This is a genomic window from Prescottella sp. D32 (assembly GCF_037287305.1).
Taxonomy (GTDB): domain Bacteria; phylum Actinomycetota; class Actinomycetes; order Mycobacteriales; family Mycobacteriaceae; genus Prescottella; species Prescottella equi.
Map to the genome: position 1 here is coordinate 214,873 of NZ_JARBSW010000003.1, position 20,669 is coordinate 235,541.

Genomic DNA, 20,669 nt, shown 5'->3' on the forward strand with positions numbered 1-20,669 from the left:
TGTCAAAGGAACAGGCCGAACGCGACAACCCGCGGCCCGACCGATGCGGAGGAGTGAGGCAGTGCAGCTGCGACGCGGCGACGTCCTCGACGGCGCGATGGCAATCCTCGACGAGTACGGTCTCGCCGATCTCACGATGCGCCGGCTCGCGACCTCGCTGGGTGTCCAGCCGGGCGCGCTGTACTGGCATTTCCCGAACAAGCAGACCCTGCTCGGCGCTATGGCCGACCGGATTCTCGAGGGCGTCGACGCCCCGGTGTGGTCGGAGCGGTGGGACGACGGGATCGCCGAGCTCGCTCATCGTCTGCGCACGGCGCTGCTGGCGCACCGCGACGGGGCCGAACTGGTCGCGGCGACGTACGCGTCGCGGATGACGTCGACCCTGGCCCGGGAGAGTTTCGTGGGCGCGGGCGTGCGCGCCGGTCTCCCCCGACCGTATGCCGAGCTGGCCGCGTACACGCTGCTCTACTTCGTCCTCGGGCACACCGTCGACGAGCAGTCCCGGGCCCAGATGGAGGCGGTCGGCGCCCTCACTCGGGCGCCCGCGTCACCCGACACCGAAACGGCCGCCGACGTCGGTTCCGACGACGACTTGCTCGACGGCGACCCGCAGGTCCGGTTCGACTTCGGACTGGCCCTGTTCATCGACGGCGTGCGCGCCCGGTTGGCGACCGGTTCCCCGGCCGCCCGCTGAGAAATCCGTCGGGCGCCTCTGCCGTCGGCAGCTAGGCGGTGGGGCGGCCGATCGCGAACGCGGCGATCGCGGTACACACTGCCGTGAATCCGCCGACCACCAACCCGTCGGTCGTCGACCGCGAGCACCACCACGTCAGCCCGCCGGGGAACACCCCCGATGCGACGACGACGGCGTCGACCAGACGGACCGCTCCGGCGCGTGCGCGGCGGGCAGAGGTGTCGGAATCCGCCGGCGGGTGCCCGGGACGAGCAGAGGGCGGCAGATCGGCGGTCAGAAAGTCCGGTCCGCGGAACTCGGGAGGAACTTCGGTACGAGGAGGATTCCGATACGGCATCGCATACTCACCGTCCATGGTGGAGGGCTGGCACGGAGCTACGGTTCGAACTCGCTCGCCGGGTCCGCCCACAGAATAGTCCGCCGCGGCGCCGCTTCGACAGGACTCGAGACGGAAACCACAGCAACGCTGCGGCTTCGGGGCGAATCGGCAAACGCGCCAGTCAGTGAGCGTCCGCGCGACGTTCGCTGACGGCAACGCAGATGTCGCGGTCGACGGCGACCGCCCGAGCGGTGTCGACGTCCCCCACCGCGAGCAGTTCACGTTCGCGGTCGGTCAGTGCCTGGATGGCGCGCCCGAGTTCGTCGTCGTCCATCGCCCACGCCGCGGCATGCACCGGGGACGTTCGGGTGCGACTCCGCGTGCGCCATTCGTGCCACCCGAACCACCCGAGCAGTACCACCATCGCGAGGAGGGGCACCATCGCCAACAGCACGAGCCACGTCGGCGGCGTCGTCATCTCACCCGAATACACACCCGGATACTCGCCAGGCCCCATGAACACCCCCCGAAACGAAACTGCGCCCAGAGCTTTCGATGGTAGCGCCGGCGAATCCCGAGCGAAGATCGCGTCCCAGCCAGCAGAATGGGTGGTGTAGCGCACAACAGAGCATCGTCCCGGCGACGTCTGCGAGGTGACGCGATGACCGGAGCGCTCGCCCACCGGGCCGCGGTTGCGATGGTGACCACGGCGGCAGCCGTCGTGCTCGCGGGTTCTCCCCCGGCGCAGGCGCAAACTCCGGACGTCGCGTCGACGCCGGGGGCCGTCACCGCGGTGGAAGTGCTTCCGGCATCGTCGTGGATCCCGGGGGCAGTCACCGGCACCAAGGTCACCTACACCACCACCGGACCGCTGGGCCGATCGGCGACCAGCACCGGTGCCGTCTTCCTCCCTCCCGGAGAGCCGCCGCCCGGCGGCTGGCCGGTCGTCTCGTGGGCGCACGGAACCGTGGGGATCGCCGACCGGTGCTCCCCCACCGTCACCGGGAAGATCGGTGGACCGTATCTCGCGCACTGGCTTTCGCAGGGTTACGCGGTCGTCGCCACCGACTACGTCGGTCTCGGAACGCCCGGCCTGCACCCGTACCTCGACGGGCCCACCGAAGCGAACAGCGTGATCGACATGGTGCGGGCGGCGCGGGCGGTAGAACCCGCCCTGTCTCCGCGGTGGATCGTGCTCGGACAGTCCCAGGGCGGCCAGGCCGCGCTGTTCACCGCGGCGCGTGCAACGGGTCGTGCACCGGAGCTCGACTTCCGGGGGGCCGTCGCGACCGGCGCTCCGTCGAATCTCGAGAACTTGACGACGCTCGTCACGCCGGGATTTCCCCCGCTCCCGCTCGAGGGCAGCACGGTGTTCGTGTCGTACATTCTCGCCGGGCTGCGGGCGGCCCGGCCGGACATCGACGTCGATCGGTTCCTCACGCCGGTCGGCCGCGATGCCCTCGCGGCCGCCGAGACCGAGTGCTACGAGACGATGGCCCCGAAGCTGGCGGGCGTCTCGATCGGCAGCCTCGTGTCGCGTCCGCTCGACGATCCTGCGCTGCTCGCCGCGGTCCGCGACATGCTCGAGGTCCCCACTACCGGGTACGACAGGCCGGTGTTCCTGGGACAGGGACTGACCGACGACATCGTGCCCGCACCGCTCGTGCTCAAGCTGGCCGCGGAGCTGACCGCCAATCGGCAGCCGGTGACGTTCCGGACCTACCCGACCGGCCACCTCGAGACCATGCGCGCCTCTCTGCCCGAGACGACCGCGTTCGTGCGTGACCTCTTCACGCGGTGATCTCGGCGTGAACAGGTCAGAACCACACTCCGATCTCCGCCAACCGGGCCCGCAGCCGCGCCAGATGGCCACCCGGCCAGTACACCTGGCCGCAGTCCCCACACCGGCTGAACCGGCGCTGCTCGCGCAGCACACCTCCGGGCACCCGGCCGCGGGCCATGGCGGGCGTCGACGGCGCGATGAGCCCGTTGCAGCGCGCACACCGAGTGAGCGGCGCGATACGCGAGTGCAGCCGGAACCGATCGAGGACCTCCCGCAGTTGCAGCCGCGAGTCCGTCTCGTGCAGAAAGCCTCCGTAGACGAGCGCGGCACGTTCGAGCAGTCCGACGTCCCTGGTGAGCAGCACGCGGTCCTGGCCGCGGGACACTGCGAGCAATTCGTCGTCCGAGCGATCGTTCGAGTACACGCTGTCGAACCCGAGCAGGCGCAGATAGCGGGCGAGGCGACCGAGGTGCACGTCGAGCACGAACCGCGGCTCCCCCAGCGGCGGGCGCAGTGGCGCGATGTCGCCCAGGTCCAGGGACTGGAACGGCGGGTACACGGCGACCCGTTCGCCGCCGGTCAGCAGCCGGTCGAAGCCGACCGGCACGCCGTCCACGACGATCAGATCTACCTCGGTGTGGGGAACGCCCAGCGATTCGATCCGGTCCTTGACCGACGGTGTTCCGGCGAACACGTGGGGAACGGTTCGCCGGCGCGCCGGTGGTCGCAGGAAGTCGTTCAGCTCCCCGTAGAACCGGAACTCGCAGTGCTGCATCGTCATCGCCGTATCGCCCCGACCGAGCGCCGACCGGCCGACTGTCCCGGCGTCGCCCGGCGTGTTGTCATCCTCCGGAACCGTAAGGCCGGGTGATGATCTCGAGATTGTGGCCGTCCGGGTCGTGGAAGTAGACGCCGCGGCCGCCGTCGTTGTGGTTGATCTCGCCGGGTCGTGTCTTGCGCGGATCGGCCCAGTGCTCCATTCCCCGCGCACGGATCCGGCCGTAGATGCTGTCGAAATCCGCTTCCGAGACGAGGAATGCGTAATGCTGCGCAAGCACGTCGACCGGCGACGTCGCGAAGTCGAGCGTAACCCCGTTGTCGAGAGCTACCGCCAGGAACGGACCGGCCGCCACGGGGTCGGGAAGACCGAACAGCTCGGTGAAGAAGTGCGCGGACACGGCTCTGTCCCGCGAGAACACGATGGTGTGGTTGAACGAGATCGTCATGGAAGACCCCTCGAGATTCGACGCCTCCATGCCTGACGCAGTCCGCCATCGACACGCGACGCTGCCCACCATGAAAGCACCGGATCGGCGCCCGCCGCAAGATCATCACGCGTGCCCGTCCAGGCACCGACCGACGAGCGGGCCGATCACCTCGAGCGCCTCCGGCGTGGTGAGCCGATTGTGGGTCCAGGACACCGATTGGATCCGTACCGTCCCGGAAACGTAAGGATCCCACGGTGTTTGCGAGGACGCCGAGGTCCCGTCGGCGGCTGCCACGTAGACCAGATCGCCGTCGAACACCTCCGGACGGTAAGCGCCACCGAGGTCGATCGTGTGCAGGTAGTCGTCGTAGAGGCGGCGCACGTCGGCGGCGGTGAGCGCCCCGTACGGTCCGTCTCCCTCAGCCAGCAACCGCGCCGCCTCCTCGGCGGTGAGGTCGCCGTCGACCGGGGCTTCGTCGACGCCCGCGAACTCGGCGAACAGCATGCCGAGGCTGGGGGCGGGTGCCGACCGCGGAACCGACTCCGCCGTCTGGGTGTCGAGCATGACGAGGGTGCCCACCTCCTCGCCGAGACGCCGGAGCCGCACCGCCATCGCGTGCGCGATCGCACCGCCCACCGAGTAGCCGAGCAGGTGGTAGGGGCCGTGCGGCTGGACCTCGCGGAGCCGGTCGACGTACTTCCGCGCCAGCTCGTGCATCGTCGCCGGCGCATCCGCCCCGTCTGTCAGGCCGGGCGACTGGATGCCGTACACGGCCCGGCCGGCCGGCAGATACGGCAGCAGGCCCGTGTAACACCATGTCGACCCGATGGCCGGGTGCACACACACCAGAGGTTCCGTTCCGTCGCCCGGCCGCATCCGGACCAGGATGTCCTCCGCCGCGGGCTCGCCGCTGCCGTCCAGCCGGGCGGCGATCGCCGCCGGCGTGGGGTCGGTGACGACCCACTGCATGGGCAGCGCCCGGCCGAGCCTCGACTGCACCTCGGCGACGACCCGCACGGCACTGAGCGAGTTGCCTCCCAATTCGAAGAAGCTGTCGTCGACCCCGACCCGGTCGGCACCGAGGACGTCGGCGAACACGTCGGCGAGGGCCGCCTCCGTCTCTGTCTCCGGCGGCCGGTAGTCGACGGTCGCGAACACCGGATCCGGCAGCGCGCCTCGGTCGAGTTTGCCGTTGGAGTTCAGCGGCACGTCGTCGAGGATCGTGATCGCCGACGGCACCATGTAGGCAGGCAACGACGCCGCGGCGAGCTTCTTGAGCGCCGCGGCGTCCAGGGCACTGTCGGCTGCGAGGCGCACGTACGACACCAGCACGGTCTCTCCGGTGGGCGCCGTGTGCCCGAGCGACGCCGCGAACTCGACGTCGGGGTGTGCGGTCAGCGCAGCGTCGACGTCCCCGATCTCGATGCGCAGTCCCCGTATCTTGATCTGGAAGTCGGTGCGCCCCACGTATTGGAATCCACACGAGCCGGCACGCCGCACCAGGTCGCCGGTGCGGTACAGGCGCGACCCTGCCGGGCCGAAGGGGTTGGCCACGAACCGCTCCGACGTCCGCGCCGACTGGCCGCGATAGCCGCGCGCGAGGCACGGCCCGGACAGGTAGAGCTCGCCTTCGCCGCCGTCGGGCACCGGTCGCATCCAGCCGTCGAGCACGACGGCGCGCACCGCCGAACCCGGCACCGGACCGCCCAACGTGATGGGTTCGCCGGGTGCCAGGGTGTCGCTGGTGGTGACGCACACCGTGCACTCGGTGGGCCCGTACGCGTTGAGCAGGCGGGTGCGGGGGGCCCATTCGTCGACCAGTTCGGCGCCGAACAGCTCGCCGCCGACCTCGACCACTTCGACGTCCGGCAGCGCCGCCGGGTCCAGGGTGCCGCAGACGGCGGGGGTGACCAGCAGGTGCGTGACGTGTTCCTGTCGCGCGTACCGCTCGAGTTCGGGGCCGGCGTACACGTCGGGCGGCGCGACGACGAGGGTGGCTCCGGCGGCGAGCGCGAGCGTGAGTTCGAGGACCGACACGTCGAAACTGGGCGAACACACGTGCATGACGCGGGATCTCGGCGTGACGCCCTGATGTTCGATCTGTGCGGCCGCCAGATACGGCAGACCGGTGTGCGTGACGACCACGCCTTTGGGCGCGCCCGTGGACCCGGACGTGTAGATCAGATAAGCGGGGTCGGACACCCGGACCGGGTGTGTGCGCTCGTCGTCCCGAATCGGCAACGGGGAGAAGCGGTCCAGTTCCAGTTCGTCGAGCGGGAGCCACTCCGGGCCGCCCGGGAGCCCGTGGTGGGCGGAGGCGACGAGACCGACCGCGGCCGCACAGTCGTCGAGCATGTAGCCGATCCGCCCGGGCGGCAGATTCGGGTCGATCGGGACGGGCGCCGCACCCGACTTCGCGACGGCCCAGGTCGCGGTCACCGAATCGGCGGACCGCGGGATCGCGACGGGAACGAAGTCCTCCGGTCCCACCCCTCGCTCGACGAGGGCCCGCGCGATGCGGGACGAGCGCTCGTCCAGTTCCCGGTACGTCGTGTCGACGCCGTGCCAGCGCAGCGCTGTCGCATCCGGATCGACGGCTGCTCCCGCCGCGAGTGTCTCGCCCCAGGTGCGGGGGGTCACCGGGTGCTGCGACGCCACCTCCACGAGTTCCTCTCGGCGTTCGGCCCCCAGCACGTCGATGCGCCCGACCAGCGTGTGGGGCCGGTTCGCGACGGTCGCGACGATTCGGGACAGCCGGGCCGCGAGATCCGTAACGGTCTCCGCGGGGACGGCCTGCGGTGCGTACCGCAGCCGCAGCCGCAGCCCCGCGTCGTCGAACGCCATCAGCGAGAGCGGGTAGTGGGTGGAGTCGAATCCCTCGACAGCTGTGACGCGGACACCCGTCGCGTCCGCGAGCCGACTCAGTTCCGTCACGTCCTGCGGATACGACTCGAGCACCATCGCGGTGTCGAAGAGTCCACCGAAGCCCGCCGCGTCCTGGATCGCGGTGAGCCCCAAGTGCTCGTGCGGCATCAGTGCGGCGCGCTCGGACTGCAACCGGGCCAGCAGATCGAGCGTCGTCTCGTGCGGGTCGAGCCGGACCCGGACCGGGACCGTGTTGATGAACAGCCCCACCATCGACTCCACTGCCTCGACGGCGGGCGGGCGTCCGGACACCGTGGTGCCGAACACGACGTCGGTTCCGGTGGTCATCTCCCCGAGCAGGATTCCCCACGCCGCCTGCAACACGGTGTTGACCGTGACGCCGGCCCGCTCGGCCGTCCGCGTCAACGCCACCGCAGTCGCATCGTCCACCGGAACGGCCTCGCTCGCAGTCGCCGACAGCCGCTGCCCGGCGGCGTGCGGCGCGACGAGGGTGGGTCCGGGCAGCCCGGTCAGTGCCCCGGCCCACGCCTGCTGCGCGGACTTGGTGTCGCGGGCGACGAGCCAGGTCAGGTAGTCACGGTACGGCGCCGCCGGGCGGGCCAGCGGCCGACCGCCGGTGACGTACAACTCGAACAGGTCGGAGACGAGCAGCGGCATCGACCAGCCGTCGAGCAGGATGTGATGGTTGGTGACGACGAGCCGACGGTGGCCGGCGCCGAGTTCGACGAGCAGGAACCGGATCAGCGGCGCCGTCCGCATGTCGAAGTGGTTCTCGCGTTCGCGGTCGATCAGCGCCTGATCGTGGCCGTCGGCGACGACGGCCACCGACCAGTCGACGTCCACGTGGTCGAGTACCACCTGCACGATCGTCCCGTCGGCGCGGTTGTCGAACGCGGTCCGCAGGCTCGGGTGCCGGTCCATCAGCGCCTGCGCCGCCACCGCCAACCGGACCGGATCGAGATCGCCGTCGAGGTCGAGCACCAGTTGCACGTGGTAGGCGTCGACGTCGTGTCCGGCGAGCAACGCGTGGAAGAGCAGGCCCTCCTGCAGCGGCGTCGACGGCCACACGTCCACCAACGTGGGATGCGCGCTCTCCCAGCGGACGATGTCCTGCTGCGTCGCCGTCACGAGGTCGAGATCGGACGGTGTCAGCCCCCCACTGCCCGGGCGGTCCGCGTACTCCGCGAGGGCGTGGACGGCACTGCGCCACAGAGCCGCGAACTCCTCGGCGCCGTCCGCGTCGAGGACACCCGGCGCGTACCGGACGGCGGCACACAGATGCGGCCCGTCGGCGAGGTCCACGACGTAGGCATCGATCGCGAGCGTGCTCGGGACCGGCCCCTGGCTCGCGGCGTCGACCATCGTGTCCGGGCCGTCCGCGTCGAGTGACCACCCGGCCGCACCCTGTCCCGCCAGCCGCCCGAGGTAGTTGATCGACACCTGCGGGTCCTCGAGGTCGTCGAAAGCCGTTGCCGTGTCGGGATTGAGGTAACGGAGCAGGCCGTAGCCGATGCCGTGGTCGGGCACCGCGCGCCATTGCTCCTTGACCGCCGCGAGCGCCGCTCCGGCACTGTCGCCCGCAGCGTATGCGTCGCCGAGGTCGATGCCCGTGAGGTCGATGCGGACGGGGAAGCTCGTGGTGAACCAGCCCACGGTTCGCGAGAGGTCGGCACCGGGGAGAATGCGCTCCTCGCGTCCGTGTCCCTCCGCGGAGACGACGACACTCGCACGGCCACCGGCCCAGCGATCCCACCTGGCGACAGCCATCGCCGTCGCACACAGCACCGCGTCCGCCGGGGTCGCCCGGTACAGCTCCGGAAGCCGGCCCAGCAGTCGATGCGTCACGCTCGCGGGGATGCGCACCGACAGCTGCTCGGCGGTCATGTCCCGGTCCGGGTCGAACCGCCGGGCGCCGAGAATCGGGTCGGCGGGTGTCAAAGCTTCTCGCCACCAGCGCAGTTCCGCGACCCGTTCCGGTGCGGCGGCGAGCCTGGCCAGCTCGTGCGCCCACGTCCGCATCGAGGTCCCCACCCGCGGCAGTTCGGGTGCCGCGCCGGCCCGGGCCTGCTCGCACGCGGAGACGAGGTCGGCGAGCAGGATGCGCCACGACACCCCGTCGACGGCGAGGTGGTGGATGGAGACCGCGAGCCGTCCCGCCCGTCCCGAGCCGGTGTCACACCACACCACCTGCACCATCACCCCGGCCGCGGGGTCGAGACGGGCAACGGCGGCGGCCCGTTCCCACGACGCGACGGCATCGACGTCCGCGTCGTCGCGGACGTGCGAGCAGTCCACGCGCCGTAGGCAGGTCCCGGCATCGACCGAGCCGGGTTCGGCCACGACCAGGTGCAGGTCGGCGCCGGAACCGAGGCGGGTGGCGCGCAGCATGTCGTGGCGGTCGAGCAGCGACTGCAGCGCCACGCGCAGCTGTGCCCCCGTGATGCCCGCGGGAATCCGAACGGTGACCGACTGCGAGAAGTGGTCCCATTCGCCGTGCCGGCCGCCGAGCCAACGGAGGACGGGTGTCGGCTCCACGGCACCCACACCGCCGCCGGCGATCTCCGCGAGCCTGGCGCCCCGGTCGGAGGCATCGCCGGCGCCCGCGGCGCCGACGACCGCGGCGAGACGCTCGACGGTCGGACGTTCGAACACGTCCTGCGGGGTGAGCACGATGCCCGCCTCGCGGCCGCGGGACACCAACTGGATCACGGTGATCGAGTCCCCGCCCAGGGTGAAGAACGAGTCGTCGGCGGCAACCGCGGGAACGCCGAGCGTCTCGGCGAACAGACCGGCGAGGAGCAGTTCCGCGGGTCCGGTGGGCGCGCGGCCGTCCCCGGTGAACGCTGCGAAGTCGGGCTCCGGGAGCGCGCGTCGGTCGACCTTCCCGTTGGCCGTGACGGGCAGCGAGTCGAGCACGACGACGGCCGCCGGCACCATGTACGGCGGCAGGATCCGGTCGACGGCGTCACGGACACCGACGGGGTCCAGGTGCTGATCGGGCGTGGGGACGACGTAGCCGACGAGACGGTCGTCGCCGCCGCGCTCGCCCCGCCTGGACACGACCACTGCGCGCCCCACGCCCCCGACGCGCAGCAGCGCCGACTCGATCTCGCCCAGCTCGATCCGGAAGCCACGGACCTGGACCTGGAAGTCGGTGCGGCCCAGGAACTCCAGTGCCCCGTCTGGTCCACGGCGGCCGAGGTCGCCGGTGCGGTACATCCGGCCGCCGGCGCCGCCGGGTGCTGCGACGAAGCGCGCCGCGGTGAGGCCGGCCCGGCCGACGTACCCGCGGGCCACGGCGTCGCCGGAGATGTAGATCTCGCCCTGCACTCCCGTGGGCACGGGGTGCAGCCGCGCGTCGAGCACGTCGACCCGGACACCCGGCAGGGGGCGGCCGATCACGGAGGCCGGGATGTCCGCGAGCACGTCCCGGTCGAGGTCCTCGGTGGTGTCGATCACGGTGGCCTCGGTGACGCCGTACATCTCCGCCACCCGGGCCCCACCCTGCGGAGACTGCGCGTACCAGCGTTCCACCTGCGCGGGGGCCAGTTCCTCGCCGCCGACGAACACGTACCGCAGCGCAAGCTCGACACCGGCGGCGTGATCGACCAGTTGGTAGAAGGACGCGGGCGTCTGGTTGAGCACGGTCACCGACTCCCGGCGCAGCAACTCGACGAATCGGCTCGGCGAGCGTGCGACCACCGGGTCGACCAGCACCGCGGTCGCGCCGATCGACAGCGGCCCCCACGTCTCCCACACCGAGACGTCGAAGGCGAAGGAGTGGAACAGCGTCCAGGTGTCGGTCGGCCGCAGGTCGAAGGTTGCGTGGCCGCCGGCCAACAACGCCACCGCGCTGCGGTGCGGCACCTGAACGCCCTTCGGCCGTCCGGTCGATCCGGACGTGTAGATCACGTACGCGGCGTTGTCGGGGTGCAGCGGGGCGGTGCGGTCGGCGTCGGTCACCGGCTGCGGCGACGCCGCGGCACAGGCCGCCCGCACCTCACCCGAGTCGACGAGGACGACGGGCGCCGGGAGGCTGCCCAGAGAGTGGGCCGTGTCCGTGGTGGTGAGCACGCACGTCGGCCGGGCCTCCCCGACGACGAAAGCGATTCGCTCCGCGGGGGATCCGACATCGACCGGCAGGTACGCCGCCCCCGCGAGCGTGGTGGCGATCATCGCGATCACCAGGTCGGCCGACCGGGGCAGCGCCAGCACCACCACGGTGTCCGGTCCCGCGCCGCGGGCGGTGAGCACCCGCGCCAGGCGGCTCGCGTCGGCGAGCAGTTCCTCGTACGTCGTGCGTGTCTCACCCGCGACGAGTGCCACGGTGTGCGGGTGCGTGGCGGCCGCCCGCGTGAACAGGGTGTCGAGCGTCGCCCCCGGCGCGCTCGCGGCAGCGACGTGTCCGGCCTCGATCGCCGACAGTTCGGCCTCGGTGAGTAGATCCACCTCCCCGACCGGGGCGTGTGGATCCGTCACGGCAGCAGCGAGGATCCGGCGCAGCCGTTCGGCGAACGTCTGCGCGGTCGATGCGTCCCACAGGTCGGTGGCGTAGGTGAGGTCCAGCCGCAGGCCCGCGGGTTCGCCGCGCCGCGTGAACGATTCGGAGACGCCGAGTTGCAGGTCGAACTTGGAGACCGCCGGCTCGCAGTCCACGGGTTCCACCTCGAGACCGGGCAGCCGCAGGTACCCGGACATGTCGGTCCGGTACTCGACGAGCACCTGGAACAGCGGCGCGTACGACGTCGACCGCTCCGGTGCCAGTTCGTCGACCAGGCGCTCGAACGGCAGGTCGGTACGGGAGAACGCGGTGAGATCGATGTCGCGGACCACGGCGAGGAGGTCGCCGAATCCGGCGCCGGTGTCGACAGGGGTGCGCAGCGGCAGCATGCCGACGAACATGCCGACGATGTCGTCGAGTCCCGCCTCACCGCGTCCGGACACCGGGGTGCCGATCACGATGTCGCGGGTGCCCGACAGCCGCGCGGCCAGCACCGCGAGCGCGGTGTGCGCGACCATGAACATCGTGGCATTGCCGTGGCGGGCGACCTCCGCGAGCCGGACGTGGTCGGCCGCGTCGATGTCGATGCCGACGACGGCGCCCCGGAACGACTGGCGCGACGGCCGGGGACGGTCGGTCGGCAGCGGGATCAGCTCGGGAATGCCGTCGAGTGTGGAGCGCCACTGCGCGAGCTGGCGCCGGTACAGCGACTCCGGGTCGTCGGGGTCGCCGAGAAGGTCGCGTTGCCACAACGCGAAGTCGACGTAGTCGAGTGCCGGTGGCGACCAGTCCGGTGGGCTGCCGCGACGTCGGGATTCGTACGCGCGCATCACATCCCGTGCCAGAGTCGTCATCGAGAACCCGTCCGCCGCGATGTGGTGGGCCACGACCGCCAGGACATGTTCGGTGCGCGACATCCGGAGCAGCTGCGCCCGCAGCGGCACCTCGCGGCTCACGTCGAAACCCCTACCGATCAGGCGCAGCAGGTGCGCGGGCAGGTCGGCGCCGAGCACCGACACCAGCTCGGGACCCGGCGCGGCATGGGGTTCGACGATCCGCTGCACGGGGCCGCCGTCCACGAGCGGGTACATCGTCCGCAGGGTCGGGTGCCGGACCACGACGTCGCGCACCGCGGCGACGAGCGCGCGTTCGTCGAGGTCACCGTGCAGGCGGACGGCCATCACGATGTTGTAGGCGTCCGACGCGGTGTCGAGCTGGTTGATCGACCACATGCGCGACTGCGCCGACGACAGCGGCACGACCTCCGGCCGGGGGTACGGACGCAACGGCGGACGGCTCTCGGACCGTCCGCCGTGGCGGATCCGCGCGGCCAGGCCGCGGACGGTGGGCGACTCGAACAGCGCACGCACGTCCAGGTCGGCGTCGAGGGCCGCGCCCAGCCGGCGCGTGACGCGGGTCGCCATCAGCGAGTTGCCGCCGAGGTCGAAGAAGCTGTCGTCCGGTCCGATCCGATCGATACCGAGCACCGCCCGCAGGTGCCCGGCGACGATCTCCTCGATCGGGGTGAAGGGCGCGGCGCCCGTGGCGTCGACAGCGGCCGGGAAGTCCGGTTCCGGCAGCGCCTTCTGGTCGAGCTTCCCGGACGGCGTCAGCGGCACCTCGGGTATCGGGACGATCAGCGCCGGGACCATGTGCGACGGCAACCGTCGCGCCACTTGTGCCAGCAGTTCGTCCGGCTCGACCGCCGGATCGTCCCCGGACCGCACGTACGCGACGAGGACGGTCTCGCCCGACGGCGCGGTCCGCCCGAGCGTGGCCGCGAAGTCCACCGCCGGGTGATCGGTGAGCGCCGCGTCGATCTCGCCGAGTTCGATCCGGAATCCACGCACCTTGACCTGGAAGTCGCTGCGGCCCAGATACTCGAGGGTGAGATCCTCCCGCCAGCGCACGATGTCGCCGGTCCGGTAGAGGCGGTCGCCCGGCAGGGTGCCCTCGTCCTCCGCGGTGGGCCGATCGGTGGGGGCGACGAAGGGACTCGCGACGAAACGTTGCGCGGTCAGCCCCGGCCGGTGGTGATACCCGCGTGCGATCGCGGGACCGCCGAGATACAGCTCGCCGGGCATGCCGATCGGCACCGGCTGCAGGTGCGCGTCGAGCACCAACTCGACGAACCCCAGCGTCGGACCGCCGATCGTGACGGGCTCGTCGGGCGCCAGAGGTCCGGCGATGTTGGACATGATCGTGGTCTCGGTGGGCCCGTACGCGTTGAACATGAGCCGCCCCGGCGCCCAGCGCCCCACCAGTTCCGGCGGGCACGCCTCCCCCGCGACGGCCAGCGAGGACAGCGCGTCGAGGTCGTCCGGTGGCAGCGAACCCAGGACGCTCGGAGTGAAGAACGCGTGCGTCGCGCCGCCGGTCGCCAGGCCGCGCGCCAGCTCCTCCCCGCCGTACACCTCGGGCGGCGCGATCATCAGGTGAGCACCGGAACCGAACGCCATGAGCAGCTCGAACACCGACGCGTCGAAGCTCGGCGACGTGAACTGGGACACGCGGGCGTCCTCGGTGACGGCAAGACTCTCCCGCTCGGCGGCAACGAGATTCGCCAGACCTCGGTGCGTCAGTGCGACACCCTTCGGGATTCCTGTCGAGCCCGACGTGTAGATCAGGTACGCGGGGTTGTCGACGCGGACGGGCGCACACCGGTCGGCATCGGAGAGCGGTTCGCAGGAGAGCTCGGCGACCTCGTGCCGGTAGCCGGCGGAGTCGATCGTGTGCCACGACACCGCGCCGGGCAACGTGTCGCGCCAGCGGTCGACCGTGAGCCCCACGCGCGCCCCGGAGTCGCCGAGCATGTGGTCGATACGCTCCCGCGGATACGTCGGGTCGACGGGGACGAACGCCGCGCCGGTCTTCGCGACCGACCACACGCCCAGCACGAACTCGATCGACCGCGTCACCCCGAGCGCCACGACGTCTTCCGGCCCGACACCGGCCGCGACGAGGTGCCTGGCCATCCGCGAGGACCGCTCGTCGAGTTCCCGGTAGGTGAGGACGCGGTCGGCGCACGACAAGGCCGCCGCGTCCGGGTCGATCCGGGCGGCGTCGGCGAGGATGTCGGGCAGTGTGCGGGGCCGGCGTCCGGCGCGGCCGTGGACAGGGGCGAGCCGGGCGTAGTCGGTGTCGGAGATCAGCCGCAGGCGCGCCAGTGTCCGGTCGGGCTCGGACGCGATCGCGTGGAGCACCCGCTCGAGACGGTCGGCGACGGTGTCGATCTCGTGCTCGTCGAACAGCGCAGGTGCGTAGTCGATACGGATCTCCAGCCCACCGTCGACGGATGCGGCCAACGCGAACGGGTAGTGCGTGGCGTCGTGGACGGCGACGTCCGCGACCCGCATCCCGGCGATGTCGGTGTCGGCGGTGAGCCCGCCCCGATCGATCGGGTAGGACTCGAAGACGGTGATCGTGTCGAACAGCGCCGCCGCCCCGGTCGCGCGCTCGATGTCGGCGAGACCGACGTGCTCGTGGTCGAGCAGGGCAGTCTGGTCGGCGTGGCAGCGAACGAGCAGTTCGCCGAGCGTCTCCGCCGGGTGCAGGGTCACCCGGACCGGGATCGTGTTGATGAACAGACCGACCATGTCCTCGATACCGTCCACCTCCGGGGGCCGGCCGGAGACGATCGCCCCGAACACCACGTCGTCGCGTCGGGTCCACGCGCCCAGCACGATCGCCCACGCCACCCGCACGATCGTGCTGAGCGTGACCCCGCGCACCCGGGCGAGCTCCTCGAGTCGCGCGGTCTCGCCTTCGGTGAGCAGCAGCCGATCGGCGCGCGGCACCGTCGGCAGCTGCCGGCCGCGCTCGAACGCGCCGACGAGCGTGGGTTCGTCGACCCCGGCGAGCTCCTCCACCCATCGCTCGATCGACGCCGCTCGGTCGACCGTGGCCAACCATGCGAGGTAGTCCGCGAACGATGCGGCCACCGGGACGTCGCGGGGGTCCGGTGTCGCGTACAGCGCGAGGAGTTCGCGGATCAACAACGGTACGGACCAGCCGTCGAGCAGGATGTGATGGTAGGTGAGCGCGAGTACGTACCGGTCGTCGGCGCCGCGAATCAGCAACGCCCGCAGGAGCGGTGGGATCGCCATGTCGAAGCGCCGGCGCCGGTCCTCGGCGAGCACCCGGTCGACGGAGGCGGGATCCGGCAGGTCGGCCACCGACCACGGCAACTCGACTCGATGCGGAACCGGTTGCAGCGGATCGCCGTCCGGCCCCGTGGCGAACGCGACCCGCAGGATCTCGTGCCGGTCGAGCAGCAGCTGGACCGCGCGGCGCATCCGGTCGCCGTCCACCCGCCCGCGCAGCTCGAGCGTCAACTGGACGAGGTAGGGATCGGTATCCGTGCCGGCGAGTTCGGTCTGGAAGAGCAGCCCGGCCTGCAACGGCGACAGGGGCCACACCGCAGCGAGATCCGGGTACGTGTCCTCGAGCTGCTCGATGGTCTCCTGGTCGAGGTCCACCAGCGGCACGTCCGACGGGGTCAGACCGCCGGCGTCCGGGGTGCGGGACGCGCTCGCGAGCTCCCGGCACGCCGAACGCCACAGGTCGCCGAGATCCTGAACCTCCTCGGCGTCGAACAGGCTCTGCGGGTACGCGATCGAGGCGCGCAGCGTCGGGCCGGTCGCCGTGTCGACAGTGAGGAGGTTGATGTCGAGGGCCGCCGCGACGGGCATCTCGGGATCCGCGGACGCCCCCAGGTCGCCCAGTTCGTCGACCGGCAGCCAGGCCCCGTCACCGCCGTCGGTCAACGTCGTACGCCCCAGATAGTTGATGCTGATCTGCGGCACGGGCGCTTCCTCGAGGTCTGCGCCGCCCCGGAGGTAGCGGAGCGCACCGTAGCCGATGCCGTGGTCGGGGGCCGCCCGCAACTGTTCCTTGACGACTTTCAGTGCCTCCAAGACGCCGCCGCCCGTGGCCCCGGTGGCGGCGGCGCCGGATGTCACGGCCTCGAGGTCGATCCCGGTGAGGTCCAGCCGCACCGGATGGACGGTGGTGAACCAGCCCACAGTCCGGGAGAGGTCGGCGCCTGGAATCACGTGTTCCTCGCGGCCGTGCCCCTCGAGCAGGACGAGGCACGACGTGGTCGCGACACCGCGGCGATGCCGCCATCGGGCCAGCGCGATCGCCAGCGCTGTCACGACGGCGTCGTCGACGCCGCCGTGCACGGTTTCCGGGACCGTGGTCGACAGCGCGGCTGAGACGCTCTGCGGCAGCTCGACGAGTCGGGTCGCGACGGCGGCGACGACGTCCCGGTTCGGGTCGAGGTCGCGACGGCCGGGCGGCGGATCGGATTCGCCGAGCACTCCACGCCAGTACCCGGTTTCGGCCGCTCGTTCCGGCGCCGTGGCCCACTCGGTCAACGCGTGCGCCCACGTCCGCATCGAGGTGCCGACGTCCGGCAGAGTCGGCGGCCGGGCGTCCCGCACCTGCTCCCACGCGGATGCTAGGTCCGGCAACAGGATTCGCCACGACACCCCGTCCACGACGAGGTGGTGGATCACGAGCAGGAGCCGTCCGGGCCGATCCGGCCCGACATCACACCACACGGCCTGCACCATCCGACCCGACGTCGGGTCGAGCCGACCGGTGGCGTCCTCGCGGGCAGCGGCGAGAACATCGGTGAGATTCTCCTCCGGGTCGACCGCGATCCGGCGGAGCACATCCGGTGCCGCGACGTTGCCCGGCGGCGGCACGTCGAACCCCGCGGTTTCGGTCCGGAACCGTGCCCGGAGCATGTCGTGGTGGTCGATCACGGCCTGCAGCGCACCGCGCAGATCGGCTCCCGAGATCCCCACCGGCAACGCCACACACACGGACTGCGCCAGGCGCGACCACGGTCCGCCGCGTTCGACCAGCCAGCGCACGATGGGCGTCGGCGGCACGTCGCCCACCCCGCCGCCCGGCAGCTCGGCGAGCACCTCCACCGGGTGGTCGACGGAGGTGGCGACCGCGGCGAGGCCGGACACCGAGAGTCGGTCGAACACGTCGCGGGGCGTCAGGGACAGACCGGCCTCGCGGGCCCTCGACACCAGCTGGATCGCCATGATCGAGTCGCCGCCCAACGCGAAGAACGAGTCGTCGGCTCGTACCGTCTCGACCCCGAGGACCTCCGTGAACAGACGCGCCAGCGCCTCCTCGACCGGACCGGCGGGCGCCCGACCCGCACCGGCAACAGTTCCGAAATCCGGTTCCGGCAACGACTTCCGATCGACCTTCCCGTTGATCGTCAGCGGTAGCCGCTCGACGACGGTGACGACAGCGGGAACCATATACGGCGGCAGGATCGCACCGATCCGCTCACGCACGGCGAGCGGATCGAGGACCGCACCCGCATCGGGCACCACGTACGCGGCCAGGCGCACCGCGCCGGCGTCCGACCAGCGCGGTACCACCGCGGCGTCGGCCACCCCCGGGCATTCGGCAAGCGTCGCCTCGATTTCCCCCGGCTCCACCCGGAACCCGCGCACCTGCACCTGGGAATCGCTGCGCCCGAGGAAGACCAGCCGCCCGTCCGCGTCCCACCGCGCGAGATCGCCCGAGCGGTAGAGCCGGTCGCCGGCGGAGAAGGGGTCGGCGACGAACCGTGCTGCGGTCAGTCCGGGCCGGCCGCCGTACCCGCGGGCCACTTGGCTCCCGCCGGCGTAGATCTCGCCGACCACACCGACCGGCACCGGGCGCAGCCGGCGATCCAGCAGGTGCAACCGCACCCCCGGCAGCCCGCGTCCCACCAGGTTGCCCGGCTGCTGCGCGCCGTCCGCGTCCATGACCACTTCGGTGAGGAAGACGGTGGTCTCGGTGATCCCGTAGACGCTCACGAGTACCGATGCGTCGTCGCCGTGGCGCTGCAACCAGGGCAGCATGCGGCGCTGGTCGTAGTCGTCGCCGCCGACACAGACCCGGCGCAGATCGGCCGGTGGCCGCGCCGCCGACTTCTCGGCCTCCGCGAACTGCAGGAACGCGGCCGGAGTCTGCCCCAGTACGTTAACGTGCTCGCGCCGCAGCAGGTCGACGAACGTGTCGGGAGATCGGGCGGTGTCCTGGTCGACCACGACGAGAGTTCCCCCGGAGGCGAGCGGCCCCCATATCTCCCACACCGAGAAGTCGAACGAGAAGGCATGGAACATCGCCCACACCGAGCCGTCCGCGGTGTCCAGCGCCTTCCGTGCGTTCGCCAGGAGCGTGCTCACGCTGGTGTGGGCGACCTGCACGCCCTTGGGGCGCCCGGTCGAGCCCGACGTGTAGATCACGTACGCGAGGTGCGCCGGGCGCAGGGGTCGTATCCGGTCGGCGTCGGCCACCGGCGCCCCGGAAAGTGTGCCGAGTCGCTCGGTGGTCGCGGCGTCGTCGAGCAGGACCACCGGGCCGACGACGGTCGACTCGGCGGCGACGTCGACGGTGGTCACCACGCAACCCACCGCGGCGTCGCGCAGCACGTAGTCACGACGCGAGGCCGGGGTGCGGGCATCGACGGGAACGTAGCTGCCGCCTGCGGTGACGACGGCCAGCAGTGTGACGATCAGATCGTCGGAGCGGTCCAGGACGACGCCTACCGGAACCTCCGGCCCCACCCCCAGGGCGATCAGCCGGCGCGCGAGCCGGTTCGCGCGAGAGGTCAACTCCGCGTATGTGAGCCGAAGGCTCCGCCAGACCACTGCGACCCGATCGGGGGACTCCGCGGCTCGGCGCGCCACCAGCGCGGGCAAGGTCTCCTCGACGTCGGCCCCCGGCCTCTGCCACGACGCCAGCCGGGCCGCGAGCGCCGCGGTGTCCACGAGCGGCAGTTCGCCGACGGGAGCCTCGGCGGGCGCGTTCAGCAAGGCGTGCAGCAGACGGGCGAACCGGTCGTGATGGGTGCGGAGGGTCGCGTCGTCGTAGAGTTCCGGATTGGCCTTGAAGTCGAGGCGAATCGGCCCGGCAGGCCCGTAGCGGTAGACGTTGACGAGCAGATCCTCGATCGGCCCGGAGGAGAGGACGTCGAGCGCGGTGCGGGTGTCGCCGAGGCGCAGTTCCTCCGGGAACAGCATGAGGTTCAGCAGCGGTCCCGCGAAGCCGCGGCCGGCGCCGTGCGCGCCGCGATCCCGACGCAGGTCCTCGTGCCGGTACCGCTGATGACGCAACGCACCGGACAGGGCCGCGGCCACCTCGGTCACCAGCTCCGCGACCGTCGTAGCGACGCCGACGGACACCCGCAGCGGCACGACATTCGCAAGCGTGCCGCCGGAGCGGCGCAGTACCGCCGTCGTGCGCGAGGAGACCGGCAGACTCAGCACTACGTCCTCGGCGCCGGTGTGCCGCGCCGTGTACGCAGCGATCGCCGATGCGACGAGAACCGCGATGCTCACGCCGTACCGGTCCTGGGCCTCGTGGAGAGCCGCTGCGGTGTCGGGCGCGACGACACCACCGACATCACGCCCGAGTGCCCGTGCCGGCGCGGACCTCTCCGCGAGACTGCACCTTTCGGGCATCCCCGACATCCGCTCCGCCCAGTAGTCGCGGTCGGTCCGCCAGCGCTCGGAACCGACGTACGCCGTATCCGCGGCATTGACGGCATCGAGATCGGCGGCCCGGGCGGAGGGCGGCTCCCGGCCCTCGACGGCCGCGTTGTACAGATCTGCGACCCGGTAGAGCATGGTCGCCGCACCCACCCCGTCGAGCGCGATGTGATGGGCCCGGGTGTACCAGAACCAGCGATCGTCGGCGATGCGGAGGAGTACCGATACCGAGAGCCGGTCACGCAGCAGGTCCAGAGGAGCCGTCACATCGGTCCGCATCCAGGTGTGCGCCGCCGCCTCCGGATCCGGCTCGCCGCGCAGATCGATGATCCGGGTGCCTGTATCGAGCCGGGGATCCAGGATCTGGTGCGGCCGAGAATCGATCAGTACCAGACGAATCAGACCCGAACCGAACTCGCGGGCCGCTCGAGAACCGGCCCGCGAGAGGAGGTCGACGTCGAGTCGGCCCGGCCCCTCGCCGATGTCCACGTACTGGGCCACGGACATCGGTACGGCCGGATCGAGCTGCTGCGCCAGCCACTGTCCGGTCTGCGCGGGCGAGAGCGGCATCGGCTCGGAGCACCCACCGCAACCGCTCTCGGGTTCCGGCAAGGCTCCGTCGGCGTCCGTCGTGCCGGGCGCTGCGGCGACTCGGAAGGGCAGTTCCATCAGCTCGGTACGCGGCGTTGCGTGGACTGGATGGTCCGACGCCCGCCGTCGCCTCAGTCCTGACCGGGAGAGTCGATCCTCGTCGCGCGAGCGCCGGAG

Annotated in this window: 7 protein-coding genes; 2 read left to right on the forward strand and 5 right to left on the reverse strand. The window is 71.5% G+C overall.

Annotated features, from left to right (window positions below):
- The first annotated feature begins 61 nt into the window (after window positions 1-61).
- On the forward strand, window positions 62-694 hold the full coding sequence (locus tag PSS76_RS15765) for a TetR/AcrR family transcriptional regulator C-terminal domain-containing protein (protein WP_337456334.1): 633 nt from the start codon (window positions 62-64) through the stop codon (window positions 692-694).
- A 31-nt stretch (window positions 695-725) separates the two neighbouring features.
- On the opposite strand, the gene PSS76_RS15770 is transcribed toward PSS76_RS15765, so the two are convergent.
- Together PSS76_RS15770 and PSS76_RS15775 are read right to left on the reverse strand one after the other, a co-directional pair.
- Window positions 726-1,049, reverse strand: coding sequence for a hypothetical protein (locus tag PSS76_RS15770; RefSeq protein WP_064078008.1), 324 nt, complete (start codon window positions 1,047-1,049; stop codon window positions 726-728).
- A gap of 145 nt (window positions 1,050-1,194) precedes the next feature.
- A complete protein-coding gene (locus PSS76_RS15775) occupies window positions 1,195-1,491 on the reverse strand; it encodes a hypothetical protein (RefSeq protein WP_041674753.1) in 297 nt (98 codons plus the stop codon).
- A gap of 183 nt (window positions 1,492-1,674) precedes the next feature.
- Here PSS76_RS15775 and PSS76_RS15780 point away from each other — a divergent pair, with 183 nt between their 5' ends.
- Window positions 1,675-2,814: a lipase family protein gene (locus PSS76_RS15780; RefSeq protein WP_069856467.1), complete on the forward strand. Its 1,140-nt coding sequence runs from the start codon at window positions 1,675-1,677 to the stop codon at window positions 2,812-2,814.
- Between the two features lie 16 nt (window positions 2,815-2,830).
- Here PSS76_RS15780 and PSS76_RS15785 read toward each other — a convergent pair whose 3' ends face one another.
- The 3 genes from PSS76_RS15785 to PSS76_RS15795 all read right to left on the reverse strand — a co-directional run bounded on the left by PSS76_RS15785 (window position 2,831) and on the right by PSS76_RS15795 (window position 20,471).
- On the reverse strand, window positions 2,831-3,577 hold the full coding sequence (locus PSS76_RS15785; protein ID WP_013416312.1) for a Mut7-C RNAse domain-containing protein: 747 nt from the start codon (window positions 3,575-3,577) through the stop codon (window positions 2,831-2,833).
- Window positions 3,578-3,638: 61 nt separating this feature from the next.
- On the reverse strand, window positions 3,639-4,022 hold the full coding sequence (locus PSS76_RS15790; RefSeq protein ID WP_013416313.1) for a VOC family protein: 384 nt from the start codon (window positions 4,020-4,022) through the stop codon (window positions 3,639-3,641).
- Window positions 4,023-4,127: 105 nt separating this feature from the next.
- Entirely contained in the window at window positions 4,128-20,471 is a 16,344-nt protein-coding gene (locus PSS76_RS15795) for a non-ribosomal peptide synthetase (RefSeq protein ID WP_337456336.1), read from the reverse strand.
- Window positions 20,472-20,669: the final 198 nt, after the last annotated feature.